A 19,284-nucleotide genomic window follows, 5' to 3' on the forward strand; every position below is an offset into this window, starting at 1 on the left:
CACTCCTCTCGTTCAGGCGTTATTTAGGTCTCATCATTTTAAAGTAATCGGCAATCATAACTTCTTTACAGGCATCTCCGACTTTTTCTATAAACTCAATAATCTCGTGGTTCGTATTTTCGATTGCTTCGTTTGAGAAATATTGTGATTTCTTATGTGCATAACTGTCACCAAAGTAAATAATTGCTTCATATCCTGATGCCTCTTTTATTGCCTGTGCCTGGATATCATACTTGTGGATATTGTGATGGTCTTCTAAGTTTTTTGTTACCTCGTTGTACAGGTCCGGTAAAATGACACGCATCGGTTGTTCCTGTTTGGACGATGTTTGTTCAGAGCCCAATTATGTCACCTCCATATAGATATTTTGCCGTTAGTGATCGTGGTCAGGGAGCACTTCCATTTCTTTTTTGTTATGGAGTTCGTCGACGATAATCAAGGATTGAAAACGCTGTATGATTGCATCATTAATCCCCGTCTCCGGAAGTTCTTCTTTAATTTCATCGACAATCAGACGTAATAAATTATGATCCCGTGTCAAAGCAACAATATCATCTTTCACTTCCGGGTCTTCTTCAACCAAATCTTTATATAATCCTTTTTCCTCTGCGTCAGCGTGTGCCAGTGTCCTTGTTTCCCATTGTTCAATAAGTACATACGCTAATTCCAATGCTTTTTCTTTTTCGTTTTTCTGATGAAGCGTGTCGAGCATGTTCGTCAATTCGATTGCTTCATTCAATGCTGCTTCATGAATAGCACTGTGACTATCAACATGCTTAAGCGCAGGACCCGACATTTTGATTCACCTCGCCGTAATTAGTTTTGAAATCAATACTGCCAGTATGGACAGCTTTCTATTGATTTAAGCATATCATCCAATAAGATAAGGAACAATTAATACCGAAGAAAAATTTGGATTTATGTGATAATTATCACAGAATTTCGGTAACAGTATTGTCGAAAAATAAGTTATTGACTATTATCAAGGTTTTTTGGTATAAAACTGTTGCCAATCATCTGTGGTATAGGGAAAATATAATAAGGGTATAGTTTTAATTATGTGCTGTACGGCTATACAATGTATTAGGAACTATAGATAAAGGAGACGGTAACTATGTTGGCACATGTCATTGTCAGCGGACGTGTACAAGGCGTCGGATTCAGAATTACAGCGCAGCAGCAGGCTGGACGATACGATTTAACGGGATGGGTGCAAAATAAAGCAGACGGTTCAGTAGAATTGGAAGTGGAAGGTGATGATAACAAGGTTCAAGCATTTTTAAATGATTTAAAAAAAGGACTGAGTCCCGCTATTAAAGTGGATGATATGAAAGTGGATAAGCGGCAGGATGAAAAAGGCTACAGCAATTTTTCCATAAAATAAAACTTCAATCAGTGGGCGGCTTAACCGCGCTGGTTGTGAATTGAATAGAATCGGCTGCAGCATAATAAAAGCCGCTATCAATAAAGACAGCGGCTTACATTTAACCCTCTTCGAAAAATTTGGCGTTCAGGCCAATGTACTTTTCTTCGTCTTCCGGAACTTCATCTTCCATGTATATCGCTTCGACCGGACAGACGGCTTCACATGCACCACAGTCGATGCAAATATCCGGATCAATATAAAACATGTCTTTGCCTTCTTCTATACAGTCAACAGGACAAACTTCCACACATTCGCCTGATTTTTCATTTATACAAGGTGATGTTATAACAAAAGCCAAGTAAATCTCCTCCTTAAAGAATAAAGCCCCACATACTTTCTATAAAATATATTACAGAATATGGCTGGCTGTTTCAAGTCAGAGTACACATAGATGGGCGCTCATACATATTATTTATTATCTGTAAAATTGAGGAGAGATCTTGATGGAAGTTATTATCCGTCCCGATGATTCGTTCTGGTATTACAGTGAACTGTTTGATATTCCAGTGATTCTGATTGAACAATCAAATCCACAATTAAATCCTGAACAATTAATGACTGGTCAAGTAGTGCGGATACCCGGTTATATGGAAGGATTTTATCAAATAGCTGCCGGAGAGACCTTGTGGGATATTGCAATGGAGCGGAATCTTCCGGTTGACATGCTTGAGTTGGCCAATCCGGATATAGAACCGCAAAATTTGCAGGACGGCCCGCAACTCACTATCCCCGAACGTGTCAATAATTTAATGATAACGGACTTTAACCATTATACATCTGATAAAATGGTACGCGACATTGGCCGCTTACTTACTATTTATCCGTTCATTTTTCAAAAGACCATCGGCAGTTCCGTGATGGGTAAAGATATCATTGAACTGCAGATCGGCACCGGAAACAAACAAATTCATCTTGACGGCTCGTTTCATGCCAACGAGTGGATAACGACCTCAGTCATTATTCGTTTCCTCAATGAATACGCACGTGCATTAACAAACAGAATGCCAATACGGGAGCTGAATGTACTCCCCTGCTTTATTGATACAAACTTATCAGTTGTTCCAATGGTTAATCCGGACGGTGTTGACCTGGTGCTTGATGGCGCATCTGCAGCCGGACCATATCAGGATCAGGTTTTGGCTCTTAATAATCAGAAACAGGATTTTTCGAATTGGAAAGCAAATATTGCAGGCGTTGACCTGAACAATCAGTATCCGGCACTTTGGGAAGTTGAAGCAGCACGGAAGCCTGATTCTCCTCAGCCTAGAGATTATCCCGGTCCTCATCCATTATCAGAACCTGAAGCTATAGCAATGGCAAAATTGGCCGAAGAACGAAACTTTTTGCGTGTTAACGCGTTTCATACCCAGGGTGAAGAAATTTATTGGGGATTTGAAGGATTGGAACCCCTCATTTCAGAGCCCATTGTAAATGAGTACGCTCATGAGAGCGGCTACCGGGCCATACGTTGTATAGACAATTACGCCGGTTATAAGGACTGGTTTATCCAGGAGTTCAGACGTTCTGGCTATACTGTTGAATTGGGAAGTGGTGTCAATCCGCTGCCATTTGACCAGTTTGAGAAAATTTATCAGGAGACGCTCGGAATTATGCTGGCTAACTTATATTTCTGAGTATAAGGACTTAAAGAGATAAAATGAGGCAGGGACATAACTAAAACGTTTACCATTAAAGACGAATGATACCTGGAATATTTAAGTGAAATGTATGGGTGAATCTTAACCACCGCTGCGGAAAAATGCTTCGCTTTCCGGGGACGGCTGATGAGCCTCCTCGCGCTGTCGCACTGCGGGGTCTCATCTAGGCCTATGCTCCCCCCGGGAGTCTCCGCATTTTTACTTCGCTGGTTTAGATGGAAACGAATTATACTATAAAAGAAAAATCCGAACTGATTCGAAATCTAACTGAAGAATTTTGAACCATCGTTCGGATTTTTTCTTTGATTCATTACTTTTGTCTCAGCCTCACGTTATCTCTTTGAAATAGTCTTTATAAAATCCGCCAATGCGGTTACTGTTATCAATAATGAAGTAAAATTCGTCCGTTTCGTTTTTTACTTCGTACTGTTTGCCTGGCGTCAATTTATTGTGAACAATGAATTTTTCAGCATCAGCATGAACACATTCGATTTTTTTAATTGTTTCATTATCTTCCCACTCTAAATGAATCACATTAGTCATCTCCCTGGTCCAGTTTACATAATTATAATATCGTCGACTTAATTAAAAAGATATAAATAGTTTTCGTAACCTTTTTCCGTCATTTCATCTTTCGGGATAAATTTCATCGCTGCTGAATTCATGCAATATCGGAGCCCTCCCCTATCCTGCGGTCCGTCTTCAAACACATGCCCCAAGTGGGAATCAGCATTCTTGCTCCTGACTTCAGTCCGGATCATTCTATGGCTTGTATCGGTTTTTTCCTCAATCTGGTATGGGTCCACCGGTTTAGTAAAGCTTGGCCAGCCACAGTTTGCATCAAATTTATCATGCGAAGAGAATAGAACATCGCCGGAAATAAGATCCACATAGATCCCTTCATCTTCATTATCCCAGTATTCATTCGCAAAAGGCCGCTCCGTTCCGTTCTCCTGCGTAACACTATACTGGATTGGTGTGAGTTTTGCCTTTAAATCGGATTTATCGAATCCTTGTTTCCAGTTTTCTTTTATAAAGTCTTCCCTTCCTGACCCTTTTTTGTACAAGCGATAATGGAATGACTGCTTCTTGTAGTAGTCCTGATGTTCTTCCTCCGCTCTGTAAAAGGTCTTTGCCGGGAGAATGGGTGTAACGATTGGTTGATTAAATTTGCCGCTTTCCTTCAGCTTTTGTTTGGATTGTTCCGCTATTTGCCGTTGTGTTTCATTATGGTAGAAAATAGCCGTTTGATACGATTCACCCCTGTCATTAAACTGACCGCCGGCATCGGTCGGATCAATTTGCTGCCAAAACGTATCAACGAGTTTTTCATATGGCATTATATCCGGGTTGAATGTAATTTGGACTGCTTCGACGTGACCGGTTGTATCAGAACAAACCTGTTCATATGTGGGGTTTTCAACATGGCCCCCAGTGTAACCTGAGACAATGTTTTCGATACCCGGCCGCTCGTCAAACGGTTCCACCATGCACCAGAAGCATCCCCCGGCAAATGTAGCTAATTCAGTCGTCATAGTATACCTCCATTCAAGGTTATCCTATGCTTATTTTTTCGTTTTTAACAGAAAAAATCAAATCATGTGCTTGTGATGCAATGGTGGTTCCACGAGGGTTATATGGCTTTTAAATGAACAATTTAGGAATTGATTCACCTGATTTCATCGCAGCCATATTCATTTCATCCATGTAGTTTTCTTCCTCGGATGTATTCGACGTGACTGTTTCCTGTTCATTTTCAAGCTGATTTTGATCTGTTTCGGAATCATTTTCATTCACTGCTTTCATCAGTTTGAACAGCATCGGCAGGTTTCTTACCATTGGTCCATACTGTTGTACAAGTGGTGCTGCCTGCTGAACAACGTTTAATACCTGCTGCACGTTGCTGAGTTTCTGTGAGATGCCGCTGATTCTCTCCGGCGATAATAGGCTTTGGGATACATGTGGAGATAAGAATTGCCGTATTGCCCCTGGAGCGTGCTGCTGAGGCGGTACAGGTGGTCCTCCCGGGAAAAACCCTTGGCGCGGCAGCATACTGCTATTGGTATACTGTTGCTGGATGGGCCATACCATTATGATCCTCCCCTTTTTATAAAGTCACTTAGGTTATTGTACGTGGGCAATCCATAATAGTGTAGGCGGTTATCTGCAGTTCAGCCGAAAAATGGTGTACCTTTAACATTTTTCAACTACGACTATTCTCCTCCCAGCAGAATAATACCAAACACAATGACGGAAAAGCCCCTGTCTCTTTCTTCATCAGGATGATTATTTCCCGGGCAACCGCACAAGTTTACACGATATTACAAGTTTGAAAAGAATTATGACGAAAATAAGGGACTGCTGTCATGTTATTTTATTGCATTACGAACATATGTTTGTTTATAATAGTACGTGAGGTGAAGAAGAATGCCAAGAGACCGCGGGAACATTAAGTGGGCTTCGCTAATGCTTCCGGAACACACCGAGTTATTAAAAGAAATGTGGAAGGAAGATGAAATTAAATCAAAGCCTGAGCTTGATGAACAGCAAGTTGAGTTGTTAAATGATCAGCTGCTGGAAGCTTTGAGACGCCGCTCCCCTATTTGCCTTCGGATTTATGAAAATGGCGTGATGGCAGAATGGACAGGGACTATTAGTAAGCTCGACAGCCAAACAAACAGTGTTATATTGGAAACTTCTGTTCACTCGAATAAACGGATTGCTTTTGGTGATATTTTCCAAATTATATTTAAATAAGACTTCGGGATATCCCGAAGTCTAATCCAATCTATTCAGTTTATAAGCCTCCCAGAGTTGATCAAACACAGCCAAAGCATTGGCAAACGGGCTGTTCCATTCCAGATAGCTGCTGATTTCATCATAGTCTGCTGACTGTTTCGGAAAATCATGGTCATAGAACATCCATTCAGCCAGCCGGCTTTTATCATCCGGCGTTTTTTTGCCTCTGTAGGTTAATGCATAGTGGTAAAATGAACGCATACTGCAAGCCACCCCGTTATTCAACTGTTATTCTCCATAAATTCCTGATGTTTTTTCAGTTTTCTGCGGTAAACAATTCGGCAAAGATAGATACTGATTTCATATAAAAGAATCAATGGTATGATTGCAACAAGCTGCAATACAAAATCCGGCGGTGTTATCAGCGCACCAAGAATGACAAGGATCAAATATGCATACTTTCGTGTCCGCCGCATGAATTCCGGGGTCAGAATTCCCAGGTGGGTAAGGAACATTGCAATAACCGGGATTTCAAAAAATAAAGCAAACGGCAGAACAATGCGGAATAGCAGTTTAAAATACCGATCGTATGTGAATATTTCATTGAACATCCCATCATTTAATGAAAGCAGAAAAGGTATTATAAAATCCACAAAAACGGTATATCCGAAGGCAATGCCTGTGATAAATAAAAGAAAAATAGCCGGGATATACAGCAGTGTCGCTTTTCGTTCAGGTTTGGTCAAACCGGGTCTGATAAACAGCCAGACTTGAAGGCATAATATCGGTAATGTGCCGATTAATGCTGTTACGCCCGCCAGTGTTAAGTAAACAGAGATAAGATCTGTCAGACCGGTAACACTTAATTTGAACGGCAAATCGTCTTCAATAAAACCATAAATCATTTCAACATAGAGAAAACCAATAATAAAAAAAAGAATGAAAAAAACGGCCGTTACGATGAGACGGTTTCTGAGTTCAGACAGATGACCTACGACATTCATCTCTTTTTCATGATCAAATCGCTGTTCTTCAGACATTGTGCACGCTCCCAATCCAAGCATAAAAGAAGATGTAAGGTTAACCCCCCTACACCTTTGTCAAGTCCCTCATTTGTTTGATGATTCATTATTTTTACCGGAATCATCTGATCCAATCTCTTTTGTTGCATTTTTAAATTCTTTCAGTGAACTGCCGACAGCTTTACCGATTTCGGGTAACTTGGAAGGTCCAAAAACGATTAAAGCAATGATCAGAATTAAAATAAGTCCGGGAATACCGATACTGCCTAATCCCATGTATAATCACTCCGCCTGATTATTTATTTTTGTCATCTTTCACAATATCTTTCGTCTCTTTCACTTCATCAGAAACGTCACTCGTCAAATCTTGTGCCGAGTTTTTGAATTCACGCAGTGTATTTCCGGCAGCCTTCCCTATTTCCGGAAGTTTCTTAGGGCCAAAAATAACTAAAGCAATCACCAAAATTAAAATAAGTCCAGGGAAACCTATACTGCCTAGTCCCATATATGACACCTTCTTTAAGTATATTATAATACAACCAATCAATAAATTCTATATACAACGTTCAAAATCCAGCTGAAAATAGCTTGTAAACTGATAAAAGTGTAACATGACCGGCTGCTTCCAGGCAACTTAAAAAGCAGAGGGCTGAACCATAGTTTAAAACCGTTTTGCCAATTCGTATTGTTCCGGATAGTTCATATTAAAAAAATGCTTATCCAAAGTATGTTTTGGGATTCCGTTATAGTCTGTTACATAATTGACTGTAATATAATCAAATAATGTTCTTATTTTTCGCTGATCGTTATCAAGCAGCGTCTGGATTTGTGGAAGTACATTTTTCGTATATATTCCGGATAAGGGATGCATTCTTTCGTTATACATCGGGATGACTGCCTCATAGTTATGCAATGACTGTATTAAATGCTGATAAACATTACGATGGATAAACGGCATGTCACATGCAGCAAATAAATAAATATCAGCATCAATATGATAAATTGCTGCTTCCATACCTGACAGCGGTCCTTTGTTTTTGTATCTGTCACGGAATAAATCCAGTTCGAGAAATTGATAATCTTCCGGCTCGTTTGTAATGACCGATACATAATCGCTTAATTTTTTTAATTCATCGGCAACATGTGTGATAACAGGTTTGTCATCAATTTCCAAAAATGATTTGGTTGTGCCCATCCGCGTTGATTTACCGCCGGAAAGGATTACGCCGCATATACGCATGAGTTATCCACCTTGCCGATCGTATTGCAGGAAATAATGGTCATATTGGTTTTTGCTGTCCTTTTCCCCTTCTTCCCTGCTCGTTAATTGCCATTCTGCTTCTGAAAATTCAGGGAAGTATGTATCCCCTTGAAAAACATCATCAACGAGCGTGATGTATAAGCGATCTGCATGCGGCAGGACTTGTTTGAAAATCTCCTCACCGCCAATCACAAACAATTCATTTGCCGGCTCCTGATGATTCCAGTCTAAAACGGTATCGATATTATTGATGACTTCAATTTCATCCGGGAATTTGCTGCTGTGCCGTCTGGTTATGACGACATTATCACGGTTTGGAAGCGGTCTTCCAATTGATTCAAATGTCTTCCGTCCCATAATGATCGTATGGCCGGTCGTTTTTTGTTTGAAGAATTTCAAATCATTCGGCAGATGCCACGGTAAATCATTCCGGTAACCTATAACGCGATTACGGTCCATAGCAGCAAGTAATGATATCATATATTCACCTCCTCCCTTCTGCTCAAACAGCGATAGGCGCCTTTATCGCAGGATGCGGTTCGTAATCAAGCAATTCGAAATCGTCTAATTCAAAATCAAAGACAGACGATTTTTCTCCATTGATTTTAAGTGTCGGGAATAATCGCATATTACGGCCAAGCTGTGTTTTGACCTGCTCAACATGGTTTATATAGATATGAGCATCGCCTAGTATATGGACAAATTCTCCTGCCTCCAAACCGCATTCATGAGCGATTAAATATGTCAGCAGTGCATAACTTGCTATATTAAACGGGATACCTATAAAGATATCTGCACTGCGCTGATACAGTTGGCATGAAAGCTTACCATCCGCCACATAAAATTGGAACAGTGTGTGACACGGCGGCAATGCCATACTTGGCACGTCTTCCGGGTTCCATGCAGAAACGATATGACGGCGCGAATCAGGATTATGGCTGATTGAATGGATCACATTTTTTAACTGATCAATCGTTTCATTTTGTGACGTTTTCCAGTCACGCCATTGTTTGCCATAAACGTTTCCCAAATCACCAAACTTCTCTGCAAATGCACGATCATTTAAGATGTTATTTTTGAAAATCTTCATTTGTTCCTGATAAAGCTGATTAAACTCTTGTTCTTGCTGACTGCGATTCCCGAAGTCGGTCATGTCAGGGCCATCGTAGTCATTGCTTTCCACCCATCGTTTAAAAGCCCATTCATTCCATATATTATTATTATGCTGCAGTAAATATCGGATGTTTGTATCTCCTTTTATGAACCAGAGCAATTCACTGGCCACCAGTCTAAATGGCACTTTTTTTGTAGTTAACAGCGGGAAACCGTCACTCAAATCAAAGCGCATTTGCTGTCCGAAAACCGAATAGGTTCCGGTGTTGGTCCTGTCTGTTTTTTTCGTCCCATTTTTCAATATGTATTGACATAAATCCAGGTAGCCTTGTTCACCTTTCAGCATTTTTCTCACCTCTACCCTAATCTTAATATAAAAGCTTATATCACGGCAAATTTATTTATCGTAACACAATCGTAAGTTTAGAGAGGGAATGAATAAGTTTCATCATGATCGCACACGCTACCTATATCATATCGATAAAGGTGGGATGTTAAATGACAGGATTAATCGTAAAATTACTCATATGCCCTATCGGAATTTACGTTGCCTCATGGATTTTTCCAAATGTTGATTTCGGTTACTGGTATCAGCCAATCCTTCTCGGTGTTGTGTTAGCATTTGTCGGTTATTTTATGGAAAGAGCAATGTTACGGGAAGAAACAAATTGGGCGAGTGTCGGTATGGATTTTGCAGCCAGTACCCTAATCATATATTTTGGTGCGATGCTTCTTGCTGATACAGCTGTTACCTTCTTTGGTGCAGTTCTGACAGGAGCCTTATTGGCAGTTACTGAAATATTCCAGCATAACTGGCTGCTGGATAACGGCAGAGTGGAAAATGAAGAAGTTGTACGTGAGTAATTGTTCCGGGCAGAAGGTCGCTGACACTTCTGCCCGATTTTGATTGCAGGTTATTGCCATTCCTTGAAAAACTGGTTCAAATATATCTCCATAAACTGGTGGCGTTCTACAGCTGTTTGGGCAGCGGCAGCTGTATTCATTGAGTCTTTCAGGCATAATAATTTATCATAAAAATGCTGAATGGATGTCTCTTGCCGACTTCTCTCATGATCATGCCAGAGCAGCTGGCCGTTTGCCGCCCCATATGCAAACGTCCGTGCAATGCCAACGGCGCCAATTGCATCCAGTCTGTCTGCATCCTGAACGATTTTCCCTTCCAATGAAGCTGGCACGCTACCCTTGCTGAACGAGACGTCTTCCACAGCTTCCCATATTTTGCTGATTTCATTGGTCGTACATCCAGTGGAATGTAAAAAGTCATCAAGCTCATTTACAGCCTTATCAGGATTGATAAACAACTTTCGGTCCCCGATATCATGAACCCAGCCAGCCGACTCACAAATGAACGGATCAGCCTGTTCCTGTTCTGCTAAATACCTTGCCATAAAGGCTACGCGTTTCATATGGGCGAAATCATGCCCTGTGACATCATCATTAAATATGGTATATACATAATCACGGATTGCTACTGTCTTGTCGATTGCAGTCATTAGAAAAGCCCCGTTACTTTTCCATTTTGATCTACATCCATATTGAGTGCTGCAGGTTTTGCAGGCAATCCTGGCATGGTCATCATGTTGCCGGTCAATACAACGATGAATCCTGCGCCGACCGATGGCCTTAACTCTCTTATTGCTACTGTGAAATTCTCGGGTCTTCCAACGAGAGCTGGATCGTCTGACAATGAATACTGTGTTTTCGCCATACATACCGGAAGTTTTCCCCATCCCTGCTGTTCATAAAAGGCAAGCTGTTTCATTGCTTTAGGTGACAGTTCTATATCAGCGGCACCATAGACCTTTTGCGCTATTTTCCTGATTTTTGTTTCAAGGGAGTCATCCAAATCGTATACGTAATGAAATGAATGCCGATCGGCTGTGTCCGCTTTATCTGTAATTTTTTCGGCAAGTTCTGTTCCGCCCGCACCGCCATTTGCATATACATCGGTTAAGGCAACATCAACGTTTTTGGACTCACACCATGTTTTAATAAAATCAGTTTCTGCCTCCGTATCAGTCGGAAATTTATTAATGGCAACGACAAATGGCAGTCCAAATGTTTCAATTGTTTCGATATGTTTTTTCAGGTTTTTCATCCCTGTTTTTAATGCTTCCACGTTTTCTGTTTTAAGATTATCCCGATCGACTCCACCGTGCATTTTTAAAGCGCGTACAGTTGCGACGATGACAACTGCATCCGTACTAAATTCACCTGCACGTGTTTTAATATCCAAAAACTTTTCAGCACCAAGATCAGCCCCGAAACCTGCTTCGGTTACAACATAATCACTCAGTTTCGCAGCCGTTTTTGTTGCCATAATACTGTTGCATCCATGGGCAATATTGGCAAATGGTCCGCCATGAATAATCGCCGGTGTGTTTTCGGTTGTCTGGACAAGGTTTGGTTTCATTGCGTCTTTTAGCAAGAGCGCAAGCGCCCCCTCTGCTTTCAGCTCCTTAACCGTTACAGGCTCTTCTTCATATGTATAGCCAACCACAATCTCTGATATTCGTGATTTTAGATCCCCCAGGCTTGTTGCCAGGCATAGGATGGCCATTATTTCCGAAGCAACGGTAATATTAAAACCATCTTCCCTTGGTATACCGCGCAATGGCCCGCCGAGTCCTACAACAATCTGTCTTAACACACGGTCGTTCATATCCATAACCCGCTTCCATTCGATACGGCGTGGATCTATATTCAATTCATTACCCCGGTGAATATGATTATCGATCATGGCTGATAACGCATTGTTGGCACTGGTAATGGCATGGAGATCACCCGTGAAATGCAGGTTTATATCTTCCATCGGGAGCACTTGTGAGAATCCCCCGCCTGCTGCACCGCCTTTCATTCCCATAACAGGACCTAATGATGGTTCACGGAGGGCAATCATCGCATTCTTGCCGATTTTATCAAGTGCCTGTCCCAATCCAACTGTTACAGTGGATTTGCCTTCTCCGGCTGGTGTCGGATTGATGGATGTCACCAAAATAACTTTTCCGTTCTGTTTATCATCCAGCTTTTTCATTAAAGTATTGGAGAGTTTTGCTTTTGTATGACCGTATGGCTCCCAATCGGCCCGCTCCAGACCCAGTTTGCCTGCTATCTCCTCAATAGAGCTTAAATCAGCTTCCTGCGCAATTTCGATATCAGTTTTCATGTGAAATGCTCCTTTCGCAATCAATTTATTTCCAGTTTAACTTAACTATTGAGTTTTTTACAGACTTTTTTGGTAGCGATTTCATGATTTTCCTGTTATCTTTCGGTATAATAAAAAAAACAGATGAAAATAGGTATTTTCTTGACTGAAGGCTTAAAATAAGCTATATTGGACACAAGCAAAGAAGATGTATGGAATCATTAATGACAAGCAGCTTCTATGGAAGTGGATGCAATAGTGATCCAACACTTCTGCAGGAAGCTGTTTTTTAATTCTGTTTGTCTGCTTTGTATTAACACGTTTTACGTGAAAGTTTTTAGGAGGATTATTTACAATGGAAAATGGCGTAGTAAAATGGTTTAATGCGGAAAAAGGCTATGGCTTCATTCAAGTGGAAGAAGGAAATGATGTTTTCGTTCATTATTCCGCTATCCAGGAAGAAGGATTCAAAACACTTGAAGAGGGTCAGAATGTAACATTTGACATTGTGGAAGGCGATCGCGGTCCGCAAGCTGCAAATGTTGTAAAACAATAAACGATTTGAACCATATATACAAAGCGGTAATCTGATAAGGGTTACCGCTTTTTTGATCCTGGAAAAAGTCGATTGCCTTTCAGAAAGCATCAGCGTATATAAGCGTGATGCCAAAAATGCTGTGTGGCTGGGTGTTTCAACGTAATCCCCATGATTATCATGATGCAGATTGCCCTTCAGTTTCGGTCGGGTCCTGATGATTTTGCACATGGGGCGCTTGCAACATTGTTTGAAGTGATTCCCAGGGTTGCTTTAGGAAGTTTGGCTGCATACATCATCAGCCAATATTTTGACGTATGGATTTATAATAAAACTCGCAGTTTATTCCCATCTGATAAGTTTCTATGGATCCGCAACAACGGCAGCACAGCTATCAGTCAGCTGCTGGATTCCATTGTCTTTTGTTCGATCGCATTTTTCGGTGAATACCTTTTTTCTGTCTGGTTGGAAATTCTTATGACAACGTATATGATCAAATTTATCGTTGCACTTGTTGACACACCATTTATGTATATGGCTGCAAATATGAAAAACCAGGGCTAGCTGCTGTCAGCGAAACCTGGTTATTTTTATGTTGCTTTGGTTAATGCTTTTTCTTCGCGTGGTATTCTGATCCTTAATAATAAGAGATGCAAAAACGGAAATAGTACCGCTGTCAGTTGTGCACCTACAAGCATCGGAATGACAAACAATTCAACGGCTACGATGATGTAATTGGGATGTTTCACATATTTATAAGGCCCTTTTTTGATTACGATAACACCGGGAAGCACAATCACCTTTGTGTTCCAAAATTTTCCCAACGTCTGAATGCACCAGATTCTTCCTGCTTGTGCAGCCAAAAACATCAGCAAGAGAAAATAATTTATATCGGCAAGGACATGTTTATTAAGTGAGGTCTCTGTCATAATAGCAATAAAAAAACAGCAATGAAGTATGATAAACCATTTATAGTGTTTCTCCCCTTTTTCAATGCCTCCCATGCTTTTCATCCATTTTTCGTTACTTTTGGCAATCGATAGTTCTGTCAGGCGTTGTATAATAACCGCCAGAATAAAAAACCACATCCAAGTTGTCATGATTCGTGCCACTCCAATAACAGTAATTCTGAACTGAATCCCGGTCCCAAAGCTGATAGAATACTATTTGCTCCAGGTGTTATGTCATCCTGCATCCATTCGTGCAATATGTACAAAACCGTAGCCGAAGACATATTCCCATGATTCCGAAGTACATTATAGGAATGTCTTACTTTTGTCTGCGGAATCTGTAAAATCTCCCCCATCGCTTCAAGCACTTTCCTGCCTCCAGGGTGAGCGATGTAAGAATGAACATCCTGACTCTCGATCTCGATATCATTCAAAAATTTACTGATATGGTGCTTCCAAAAAGAGCTTACAAGCGCCGGTATGCTTTTGGAAAATACGACTTCCAGCCCCCTGTTTGTAATCTCCCATCCCATTACTGAATGACTGCTTTTCCTGGTAGCAGAGCTGGTATCTGCAATTCGGGGCTTGGTACGTTTACTGTATGGTAAATACGGTGATTTATCACCGATTAACAACGCAGCCCCTGCCCCATCCCCGAACAGAGCCGTACCAACAATATTGCTCTTGTTATAGTCAGCTTTTTGAAACGTCAGACTGCACAGCTCACAACATACCACGAGCACATTTTTATCAGGGTGTGCCATGATCCAATCAAAAGCACGCGACAGACCGATTGCTCCGCCTGCACAACCTAGTCCCCAAAGCGGCATACGAGCTGTGTTTTCCCGGAATGAACGTTTGCTCATAATGTATGTATCAAGTGATGGCGTTGCAACGCCTGTACTTGACACGAAAATAATCATGTCAACCGCTTCATATGGAACAGGTCTCTTAAGAAATTTTTCATTTGATAAGCAACCATCGATTGCCTCCAAAGAATGCTTAATGGCCAATTCATGGTATAAGTTATTTTTCTCCTGGAAGGTGTGGTTTTCCTTAAACCAGTCTGATTCAACTGCGAACTGCCTTTTGTCAATCAGCGCATGATCGAAAACCGGCATGAGGCGCTGGATTAATTTTGTATCTGCCCTATCAAATAGTTCCCAGACCAGGGATTTTACTTTCGGTTGAGTTATTTCATTTGGCGGAATTCCCATCCCTACTGAAGCGATCAATCGTTACTCACCTTCTCAATCTTTCCATTTGCATTTAGTTTGGCTGTTACCCGCTAAAAATATGACATTATTTTAAAAAGCAAATGTGCTCACTCCGGAAATGGCGACCTGCAAGCAAAAAACCAGGGTATGTCCCCTGGTCTGTATTCAATATTCCCCTATTGTCTCTTTCCAAAATACTGATAATAGTTGGTCTGTATAAACCCATTAAAAAGCTTTCGTTTCTTGGTGGCAGTTTTTCCATACTTCTGTTCAAATTGTTCAAAGGCCGTTAATATATAGATACTCCATGATGGGTGCTCTTTCATGACCTTTCCCAGGTCCTGATATATCACTGCTGCATCGTCCTGATCACCTATGCGCTGTCCATAAGGAGGATTCCCGATTAAATAACCATTTTCTTTTCGGATAAACAGATCGCTGACTTTCATTTGTTTCCAGGAAATCAAATCGCCCAGTCCTGCTTCCGTTGCGTTATCCTTTGAAACATCAATCATCTTGTGATCAATATCCGATCCCGTAATATCAAGTTCCTGATCGTAGTCCGCTTTATCCTCCGCTTCCTCAAACGCCTCCTCCCAATACCGGTTTTCAATCCATTCCCAATTTTCAGAGGCGAATTCACGATTGAAGCCTGGAGCGATATTCTGACCGATTAACGCAGCTTCAATCGGAATAGTTCCGGAGCCGCAGAAAGGGTCCACTAGCGGATGATCAGGTTTCCAGTTAGTCAGCAGAATCAGTGCAGCAGCCATAGTTTCTTTTAATGGTGCATCCCCCTGTCCAGCACGATAGCCGCGTTTATGCAAACCTGATCCGGATGTATCAATCGTTAATGTGGCTTGATTTTTGTGAATAGAAGCTTCAATTTTATACATTGCATCGGTTTCAGGCATTTTTCCTGCAACACCATATTTTAATTTTAAACGCTCGGCAATTGCCTTTTTCACTATAGCCTGACAGTCTGGAACGCTATGTAAGGAAGATTTTACAGATTTTCCAGAAACAGGAAATTTTCCCTTTTCCGTAATAATATTTTCCCACGGCAATGCCTTAGTAGCTTCAAATAATTCATCGAAAGTAACGGCCTTAAATTGTCCAACCTGCAATTTGATACGGTCAGCGGTTCGCAGCCATAAATTGCAGCGCGGGATAGCTGATACAGGTGCATTAAAAATAACTTTTCCATTTTCAACGTTCACGTCGTAACCAAGTTGTCTTACCTCCTTGGCTACAATTGATTCCAATCCCATTGCAGCTGTTGCAATTAACGTAACCTTATTGGACATATGTATTTCCTTTCATTTTCTGAATTGAATCAGTACCAGTTTACCACATCAGGCAGACAATTAAAAAACCTTCCTGACGGCATCAGAAAGGTTTCGAGTTAACATATTATTGGAGACCATTGAATACTTGATAAGCCATGTTCTGTTCCGTTGTACTTATGCGGTGGTCAGCCTTGTACAGCGGTCGTAATCATCTATCTACGAACATTTTACGTGAATGCTCGTCCCTTTTTCGGTTCATTTTCCTAATCAAGGGTGCCCCTACCTATTTTTGGGTTGCTCACTCGTGGGGTTTACCGCGTTCCATTCGGACTGTTTCCAATCCGACTGCGTCACTGTGGCACTTTCAAGTGTACTGATCCATGTCTTTCAAGTTAGGATGTCCCACTGCCGTTAACGTTTGTCGCTACCTTGACTTATGGTTTTGCCAAGCACGAACACTACAGGCGTCGCAGCCTGTGTGAGCATGGACTTTCCTCTGCATATAAAGCATATACAGCGATTACGCAAGTATTCAATTAGATTCTAAACTAATTATACCATATTTCAAAAATGAGTTCACTGGTAATATAAAACATTACTCAGAATCAGCATATTTGTTGCCGAATACAGCTTTTTCAAGGTTGGATACGCGTTTTAAAATATCATAATTCACCTGATGATTCGGTGCGGATTGACGGCTCCTTGTTTGATCGGATTGCTTCCTTAGCCGTTCATTTTCCTGCCTCAATTTTTCGATTTCCTGTTGGAAGGCTTCATAATCCTGAATAATTGTATCAAGATACTCATCGACCTCTTCCTGGTTATAACCCCGCATACCAGTTTTAAATTCCTGCTCAAGTATGTCTTTTCCTGTAAGTTGAATCCGGTTTGTATTCATCTTCAGTCACCTCGAATTTTTCTTTGCTTAGTCGTTTCAAACGAAGAAAAAAGCATGTCCATTCACATGTGTATTTTTATTCTTTTTCGATATGTACCATTTTTCTTTTGTTGATAGTATAACATGATTCCTGACAGTTGTCTTATTGGATTTAATGAATAATGTTGTTAAACGCTCTGTTGAAGTAAAACCGGTATTAAGAAAATGCAAGGTGCCGGACTCCTGCGGGAAGGCGAGACAGTACAAGACACCGCAGGCAGCGAAGGATGAACTGATGAGTAGAAAACAAGCGTGCGGAACTGACATCAACAGAGCTGATCAAAGTGCAAAAAAGAAGCTGATTTTATCCCGCATGTAACTGGCAGTAAGGTCCCCTCTTGAGGGATCAACTGCCAGTAAATGCCCGATTCGGTTCAACTAACAATCAGCGGAGTATCGTTCCGCTGATTGAAGTTTCACTTTATCAGCCTCTCTCACTCATATCTTCCGACTGGAAGGAAAATGGCAGCAGTTCGTCCATTGTTAACGTTTTGGTCTGCTCATGGATATTGGATAGATGAATTTTCATGCTGCTTTCGAAAAACTCACTCATCACCTGCCGGCAGGAACCGCATGGTGGTATGGGGCGTTCGGTATCAGCCGCAACGGCCATTTCAGAAAAATCGTATACACCATCAGCAATTGCTTTAAAAATTGCCACCCGTTCTGCACAGCAGCTGACCGGGTAGGCAGCATTTTCGATATTGCATCCTGTGTAAACTTCTCCTGAACGACCCAATAATGCTGCACCTACAGGGAATTTGGAATATGGCACGTATGCTTTGTTTTTAATCGTTATTGCTTCTTTAAGCAAATCCTGATTACTCATATTTATCCCCCTCTAATTTAAAGTGCGTGTTCAAAAAGAAGGATAAAAAGGACCAGGAAGTTCGAGGCGGTGAAGCTTTGAGCAACGTAGTGTATGCATTTAAATACACGAGTAGCGGAAAAGCAAGCCAACAAAGAAATTCGAAGCGCTATTTTTATCGGACTTTTTGAACAACCTCTTAGATGGAAATTTATTGTAATCGAAAACCCTATCTTTGTAAAGCGTTTTATTCGTCAAGTTCATATAACAACTGATCAAAAATAAAAAGTACGGAATGATTTAATTCCATATACCGTTTCCGCTTTACATCAACATAATAGCTATTCAGCAAAAGCAGTTCCATATTTTCCCTTGTTGAGGTAACCTGCTGCGGATGAAGATTGACTTTTCGCTCTTTGACAGCTTTAAGTGCTTTTTCTTCCCATTTTTCCAACAGTTCATAAACAGGTTCTGTACGTTCCTTGACCATTAGAAAAAACTGCTTATCTTTTTTACTTTCAGGAGGATTATTTTCTTCATATATATTTTTTAATCGTTTAAGATGCTCCTTGAGCTGTTCGGTTTCTTGCATTAAATTCATAAACTACCCTGACCTTTGCAAAAATTTATCTGACAGGATTATTTTATCATCAGGTTCGTTAAAAAGCACCCGTTATGATAGTCTTTTTTCCAATTTTTCAGGAGTAAAACGATCGGGAACGAGCTTTTTTCGGCTGATTCGTTGTTTTTGCTCCAGTTTATTTATTGTGTAGGTTGCGTGATAAAGTTCCTGCTGCCGTTTTTGGAAATCTTCCTGGATACTGTTATCAGCTGCCATAGTGATTTTTTGATCGAGCAAACGAAGCTGGTCAGTCATATCTGATAATGCATCTGTAAAATCCTGCGTACGATTTTTTTTCAATTTTGAACTGGTTTTCATGGTTTTCGTCATTGTGCTCATCCTCATATTATTATTTGTTAATTACTTACTTCTGGACAAATCGCTGCTTCCCTTCCCTGTCGACAAAACTAGAAGAATAACGGCAAAATAAGTGTATATTCGCTTAAGTTCAGACAGACTAATGGTGAAGGAGGTAGTTAATAATGGCTAAGAAACCATCTCAGCATCAAACCGAAAAGCATCACCGGAAAAAAACAAATCA

At 40.8% G+C, this 19,284-nt stretch carries 28 protein-coding genes and 1 other RNA gene; 6 read left to right on the forward strand and 23 right to left on the reverse strand.

Going from position 1 to position 19,284, the window contains the following annotated elements:
- Positions 1 to 19: 19 nt before the first annotated feature.
- Together VK097_RS11770 and VK097_RS11775 are read right to left on the reverse strand one after the other, a co-directional pair.
- Positions 20 to 343, reverse strand: a complete 324-nt coding sequence (locus tag VK097_RS11770) for a hypothetical protein (protein ID WP_324211999.1) — start codon at positions 341 to 343, stop codon at positions 20 to 22.
- A gap of 30 nt (positions 344 to 373) precedes the next feature.
- The gene (locus tag VK097_RS11775; RefSeq protein WP_324212000.1) at positions 374 to 796 is read right to left on the reverse strand and encodes a hemerythrin domain-containing protein; all 423 of its coding nucleotides are present in this window, start codon (positions 794 to 796) and stop codon (positions 374 to 376) included.
- A gap of 318 nt (positions 797 to 1,114) precedes the next feature.
- Between VK097_RS11775 and VK097_RS11780 the strand changes: the two genes are divergently transcribed.
- Positions 1,115 to 1,384 carry an acylphosphatase gene (locus VK097_RS11780; protein ID WP_324212001.1) on the forward strand — a complete coding sequence of 90 codons (270 nt, stop codon included), beginning with the start codon at positions 1,115 to 1,117 and terminating at the stop codon, positions 1,382 to 1,384.
- A gap of 100 nt (positions 1,385 to 1,484) precedes the next feature.
- Here VK097_RS11780 and fdxA read toward each other — a convergent pair whose 3' ends face one another.
- The gene (gene fdxA, locus VK097_RS11785) at positions 1,485 to 1,724 is read right to left on the reverse strand and encodes a 4Fe-4S ferredoxin (RefSeq protein WP_324212002.1); all 240 of its coding nucleotides are present in this window, start codon (positions 1,722 to 1,724) and stop codon (positions 1,485 to 1,487) included.
- 145 nt (positions 1,725 to 1,869) lie between these two features.
- Here fdxA and VK097_RS11790 point away from each other — a divergent pair, with 145 nt between their 5' ends.
- Positions 1,870 to 3,060, forward strand: coding sequence for a M14 family metallopeptidase (locus VK097_RS11790; protein WP_324212003.1), 1,191 nt, complete (start codon positions 1,870 to 1,872; stop codon positions 3,058 to 3,060).
- Between the two features lie 351 nt (positions 3,061 to 3,411).
- Here VK097_RS11790 and VK097_RS11795 read toward each other — a convergent pair whose 3' ends face one another.
- From VK097_RS11795 to vrrA, 3 genes are all read right to left on the reverse strand, one after another.
- Entirely contained in the window at positions 3,412 to 3,618 is a 207-nt protein-coding gene (locus VK097_RS11795; RefSeq protein WP_324212004.1) for a DUF6501 family protein, read from the reverse strand.
- 47 nt (positions 3,619 to 3,665) lie between these two features.
- Positions 3,666 to 4,619, reverse strand: a complete 954-nt coding sequence (gene msrA / locus VK097_RS11800; protein WP_324212005.1) for a peptide-methionine (S)-S-oxide reductase MsrA — start codon at positions 4,617 to 4,619, stop codon at positions 3,666 to 3,668.
- Between the two features lie 109 nt (positions 4,620 to 4,728).
- Positions 4,729 to 5,175, reverse strand: coding sequence for a VrrA/YqfQ family protein (gene vrrA, locus VK097_RS11805; RefSeq protein ID WP_324212006.1), 447 nt, complete (start codon positions 5,173 to 5,175; stop codon positions 4,729 to 4,731).
- A gap of 336 nt (positions 5,176 to 5,511) precedes the next feature.
- On the opposite strand from vrrA, the gene VK097_RS11810 reads away from it, so the two are divergent.
- Positions 5,512 to 5,841 (forward strand): YolD-like family protein, encoded by a 330-nt coding sequence (locus VK097_RS11810; RefSeq protein WP_324212007.1) that lies wholly within the window; start codon positions 5,512 to 5,514, stop codon positions 5,839 to 5,841.
- Positions 5,842 to 5,862: 21 nt separating this feature from the next.
- Here the strand turns inward: VK097_RS11810 and VK097_RS11815 are convergent, their stop codons facing one another.
- The 7 genes from VK097_RS11815 to VK097_RS11845 all read right to left on the reverse strand — a co-directional run bounded on the left by VK097_RS11815 (position 5,863) and on the right by VK097_RS11845 (position 9,565).
- Positions 5,863 to 6,084 carry a YozE family protein gene (locus tag VK097_RS11815; RefSeq protein WP_324212008.1) on the reverse strand — a complete coding sequence of 74 codons (222 nt, stop codon included), beginning with the start codon at positions 6,082 to 6,084 and terminating at the stop codon, positions 5,863 to 5,865.
- A gap of 20 nt (positions 6,085 to 6,104) precedes the next feature.
- Positions 6,105 to 6,863: a twin-arginine translocase subunit TatC gene (tatC, locus tag VK097_RS11820; protein WP_324212009.1), complete on the reverse strand. Its 759-nt coding sequence runs from the start codon at positions 6,861 to 6,863 to the stop codon at positions 6,105 to 6,107.
- Between the two features lie 69 nt (positions 6,864 to 6,932).
- Positions 6,933 to 7,121 carry a twin-arginine translocase TatA/TatE family subunit gene (gene tatA, locus VK097_RS11825; RefSeq protein WP_324212010.1) on the reverse strand — a complete coding sequence of 63 codons (189 nt, stop codon included), beginning with the start codon at positions 7,119 to 7,121 and terminating at the stop codon, positions 6,933 to 6,935.
- Between the two features lie 19 nt (positions 7,122 to 7,140).
- The gene (locus VK097_RS11830; protein WP_324212011.1) at positions 7,141 to 7,350 is read right to left on the reverse strand and encodes a twin-arginine translocase TatA/TatE family subunit; all 210 of its coding nucleotides are present in this window, start codon (positions 7,348 to 7,350) and stop codon (positions 7,141 to 7,143) included.
- 156 nt (positions 7,351 to 7,506) lie between these two features.
- On the reverse strand, positions 7,507 to 8,085 hold the full coding sequence (mobA, locus tag VK097_RS11835; RefSeq protein WP_324212012.1) for a molybdenum cofactor guanylyltransferase: 579 nt from the start codon (positions 8,083 to 8,085) through the stop codon (positions 7,507 to 7,509).
- Between the two features lie 3 nt (positions 8,086 to 8,088).
- Complete coding sequence (locus tag VK097_RS11840; protein ID WP_324212013.1) at positions 8,089 to 8,586, reverse strand: dihydrofolate reductase; 498 nt, start codon at positions 8,584 to 8,586, stop codon at positions 8,089 to 8,091.
- Positions 8,587 to 8,608: 22 nt separating this feature from the next.
- Positions 8,609 to 9,565, reverse strand: coding sequence for a thymidylate synthase (locus VK097_RS11845; protein ID WP_324212014.1), 957 nt, complete (start codon positions 9,563 to 9,565; stop codon positions 8,609 to 8,611).
- A 152-nt stretch (positions 9,566 to 9,717) separates the two neighbouring features.
- Here VK097_RS11845 and VK097_RS11850 point away from each other — a divergent pair, with 152 nt between their 5' ends.
- Positions 9,718 to 10,083, forward strand: coding sequence for a DUF2512 family protein (locus VK097_RS11850; protein ID WP_324212015.1), 366 nt, complete (start codon positions 9,718 to 9,720; stop codon positions 10,081 to 10,083).
- A 50-nt stretch (positions 10,084 to 10,133) separates the two neighbouring features.
- Here the strand turns inward: VK097_RS11850 and VK097_RS11855 are convergent, their stop codons facing one another.
- Positions 10,134 to 10,733, reverse strand: a complete 600-nt coding sequence (locus VK097_RS11855; protein ID WP_324212016.1) for an HD domain-containing protein — start codon at positions 10,731 to 10,733, stop codon at positions 10,134 to 10,136.
- Positions 10,733 to 12,406 (reverse strand): formate--tetrahydrofolate ligase, encoded by a 1,674-nt coding sequence (locus VK097_RS11860; protein WP_324212017.1) that lies wholly within the window; start codon positions 12,404 to 12,406, stop codon positions 10,733 to 10,735. Before VK097_RS11860 ends, VK097_RS11855 begins: the two co-directional genes overlap by 1 nt.
- A gap of 334 nt (positions 12,407 to 12,740) precedes the next feature.
- Between VK097_RS11860 and VK097_RS11865 the strand changes: the two genes are divergently transcribed.
- Both VK097_RS11865 and VK097_RS11870 read left to right on the forward strand, forming a co-directional pair.
- Complete coding sequence (locus VK097_RS11865) at positions 12,741 to 12,941, forward strand: cold-shock protein (RefSeq protein ID WP_068442417.1); 201 nt, start codon at positions 12,741 to 12,743, stop codon at positions 12,939 to 12,941.
- A 162-nt stretch (positions 12,942 to 13,103) separates the two neighbouring features.
- Positions 13,104 to 13,484: a queuosine precursor transporter gene (locus VK097_RS11870; protein WP_324212018.1), complete on the forward strand. Its 381-nt coding sequence runs from the start codon at positions 13,104 to 13,106 to the stop codon at positions 13,482 to 13,484.
- A 26-nt stretch (positions 13,485 to 13,510) separates the two neighbouring features.
- Here VK097_RS11870 and VK097_RS11875 read toward each other — a convergent pair whose 3' ends face one another.
- The 8 genes from VK097_RS11875 to VK097_RS11910 all read right to left on the reverse strand — a co-directional run bounded on the left by VK097_RS11875 (position 13,511) and on the right by VK097_RS11910 (position 19,073).
- Positions 13,511 to 14,020, reverse strand: coding sequence for an isoprenylcysteine carboxyl methyltransferase family protein (locus VK097_RS11875; RefSeq protein WP_324212019.1), 510 nt, complete (start codon positions 14,018 to 14,020; stop codon positions 13,511 to 13,513).
- Positions 14,017 to 15,105 carry a type III polyketide synthase gene (locus VK097_RS11880; RefSeq protein WP_324212020.1) on the reverse strand — a complete coding sequence of 363 codons (1,089 nt, stop codon included), beginning with the start codon at positions 15,103 to 15,105 and terminating at the stop codon, positions 14,017 to 14,019. The genes VK097_RS11875 and VK097_RS11880 overlap by 4 nt, the downstream gene beginning before the upstream one ends.
- Before the next feature lie 158 nt (positions 15,106 to 15,263).
- On the reverse strand, positions 15,264 to 16,394 hold the full coding sequence (locus tag VK097_RS11885) for a THUMP domain-containing class I SAM-dependent RNA methyltransferase (RefSeq protein ID WP_324212021.1): 1,131 nt from the start codon (positions 16,392 to 16,394) through the stop codon (positions 15,264 to 15,266).
- A gap of 126 nt (positions 16,395 to 16,520) precedes the next feature.
- Positions 16,521 to 16,908: RNase P RNA component class B (rnpB, locus tag VK097_RS11890), an RNA gene on the reverse strand.
- Positions 16,909 to 16,971: 63 nt separating this feature from the next.
- A complete protein-coding gene (gene gpsB / locus VK097_RS11895; protein WP_324212022.1) occupies positions 16,972 to 17,274 on the reverse strand; it encodes a cell division regulator GpsB in 303 nt (100 codons plus the stop codon).
- Between the two features lie 463 nt (positions 17,275 to 17,737).
- Positions 17,738 to 18,142, reverse strand: a complete 405-nt coding sequence (locus tag VK097_RS11900; protein WP_324212023.1) for a cytidine deaminase — start codon at positions 18,140 to 18,142, stop codon at positions 17,738 to 17,740.
- 226 nt (positions 18,143 to 18,368) lie between these two features.
- A complete protein-coding gene (locus VK097_RS11905; protein ID WP_324212024.1) occupies positions 18,369 to 18,722 on the reverse strand; it encodes a DUF1798 family protein in 354 nt (117 codons plus the stop codon).
- A gap of 72 nt (positions 18,723 to 18,794) precedes the next feature.
- Complete coding sequence (locus VK097_RS11910; RefSeq protein ID WP_324212025.1) at positions 18,795 to 19,073, reverse strand: hypothetical protein; 279 nt, start codon at positions 19,071 to 19,073, stop codon at positions 18,795 to 18,797.
- Between the last annotated feature and the right edge of the window lie 211 nt (positions 19,074 to 19,284).

Source organism: Lentibacillus sp. (genome assembly GCF_035301675.1).
Lineage (GTDB): Bacteria > Bacillota > Bacilli > Bacillales > Amphibacillaceae > Lentibacillus.

What these genes read in the sequence shown, in the direction of transcription:
- VK097_RS11775 (WP_324212000.1), bottom strand. Translation starts at nt 796, where the DNA reads ATGTCGGGTCCTGCGCTTAAGCATGTTGATAGTCACAGTGCTATTCAT.
- VK097_RS11780 (WP_324212001.1), top strand. Translation starts at nt 1,115, where the DNA reads ATGTTGGCACATGTCATTGTCAGCGGACGTGTACAAGGCGTCGGATTC.
- VK097_RS11790 (WP_324212003.1), top strand. Translation starts at nt 1,870, where the DNA reads ATGGAAGTTATTATCCGTCCCGATGATTCGTTCTGGTATTACAGTGAA.
- msrA (WP_324212005.1), bottom strand. Translation starts at nt 4,619, where the DNA reads ATGACGACTGAATTAGCTACATTTGCCGGGGGATGCTTCTGGTGCATG.
- vrrA (WP_324212006.1), bottom strand. Translation starts at nt 5,175, where the DNA reads ATGGTATGGCCCATCCAGCAACAGTATACCAATAGCAGTATGCTGCCG.
- VK097_RS11810 (WP_324212007.1), top strand. Translation starts at nt 5,512, where the DNA reads ATGCCAAGAGACCGCGGGAACATTAAGTGGGCTTCGCTAATGCTTCCG.
- VK097_RS11815 (WP_324212008.1), bottom strand. Translation starts at nt 6,084, where the DNA reads ATGCGTTCATTTTACCACTATGCATTAACCTACAGAGGCAAAAAAACG.
- tatC (WP_324212009.1), bottom strand. Translation starts at nt 6,863, where the DNA reads ATGTCTGAAGAACAGCGATTTGATCATGAAAAAGAGATGAATGTCGTA.
- tatA (WP_324212010.1), bottom strand. Translation starts at nt 7,121, where the DNA reads ATGGGATTAGGCAGTATCGGTATTCCCGGACTTATTTTAATTCTGATC.
- VK097_RS11830 (WP_324212011.1), bottom strand. Translation starts at nt 7,350, where the DNA reads ATGGGACTAGGCAGTATAGGTTTCCCTGGACTTATTTTAATTTTGGTG.
- mobA (WP_324212012.1), bottom strand. Translation starts at nt 8,085, where the DNA reads ATGCGTATATGCGGCGTAATCCTTTCCGGCGGTAAATCAACGCGGATG.
- VK097_RS11840 (WP_324212013.1), bottom strand. Translation starts at nt 8,586, where the DNA reads ATGATATCATTACTTGCTGCTATGGACCGTAATCGCGTTATAGGTTAC.
- VK097_RS11845 (WP_324212014.1), bottom strand. Translation starts at nt 9,565, where the DNA reads ATGCTGAAAGGTGAACAAGGCTACCTGGATTTATGTCAATACATATTG.
- VK097_RS11850 (WP_324212015.1), top strand. Translation starts at nt 9,718, where the DNA reads ATGACAGGATTAATCGTAAAATTACTCATATGCCCTATCGGAATTTAC.
- VK097_RS11855 (WP_324212016.1), bottom strand. Translation starts at nt 10,733, where the DNA reads ATGACTGCAATCGACAAGACAGTAGCAATCCGTGATTATGTATATACC.
- VK097_RS11860 (WP_324212017.1), bottom strand. Translation starts at nt 12,406, where the DNA reads ATGAAAACTGATATCGAAATTGCGCAGGAAGCTGATTTAAGCTCTATT.
- VK097_RS11865 (WP_068442417.1), top strand. Translation starts at nt 12,741, where the DNA reads ATGGAAAATGGCGTAGTAAAATGGTTTAATGCGGAAAAAGGCTATGGC.
- VK097_RS11870 (WP_324212018.1), top strand. Translation starts at nt 13,104, where the DNA reads ATGCAGATTGCCCTTCAGTTTCGGTCGGGTCCTGATGATTTTGCACAT.
- VK097_RS11875 (WP_324212019.1), bottom strand. Translation starts at nt 14,020, where the DNA reads ATGACAACTTGGATGTGGTTTTTTATTCTGGCGGTTATTATACAACGC.
- VK097_RS11885 (WP_324212021.1), bottom strand. Translation starts at nt 16,394, where the DNA reads ATGTCCAATAAGGTTACGTTAATTGCAACAGCTGCAATGGGATTGGAA.
- gpsB (WP_324212022.1), bottom strand. Translation starts at nt 17,274, where the DNA reads ATGAATACAAACCGGATTCAACTTACAGGAAAAGACATACTTGAGCAG.
- VK097_RS11900 (WP_324212023.1), bottom strand. Translation starts at nt 18,142, where the DNA reads ATGAGTAATCAGGATTTGCTTAAAGAAGCAATAACGATTAAAAACAAA.
- VK097_RS11905 (WP_324212024.1), bottom strand. Translation starts at nt 18,722, where the DNA reads ATGAATTTAATGCAAGAAACCGAACAGCTCAAGGAGCATCTTAAACGA.
- VK097_RS11910 (WP_324212025.1), bottom strand. Translation starts at nt 19,073, where the DNA reads ATGACGAAAACCATGAAAACCAGTTCAAAATTGAAAAAAAATCGTACG.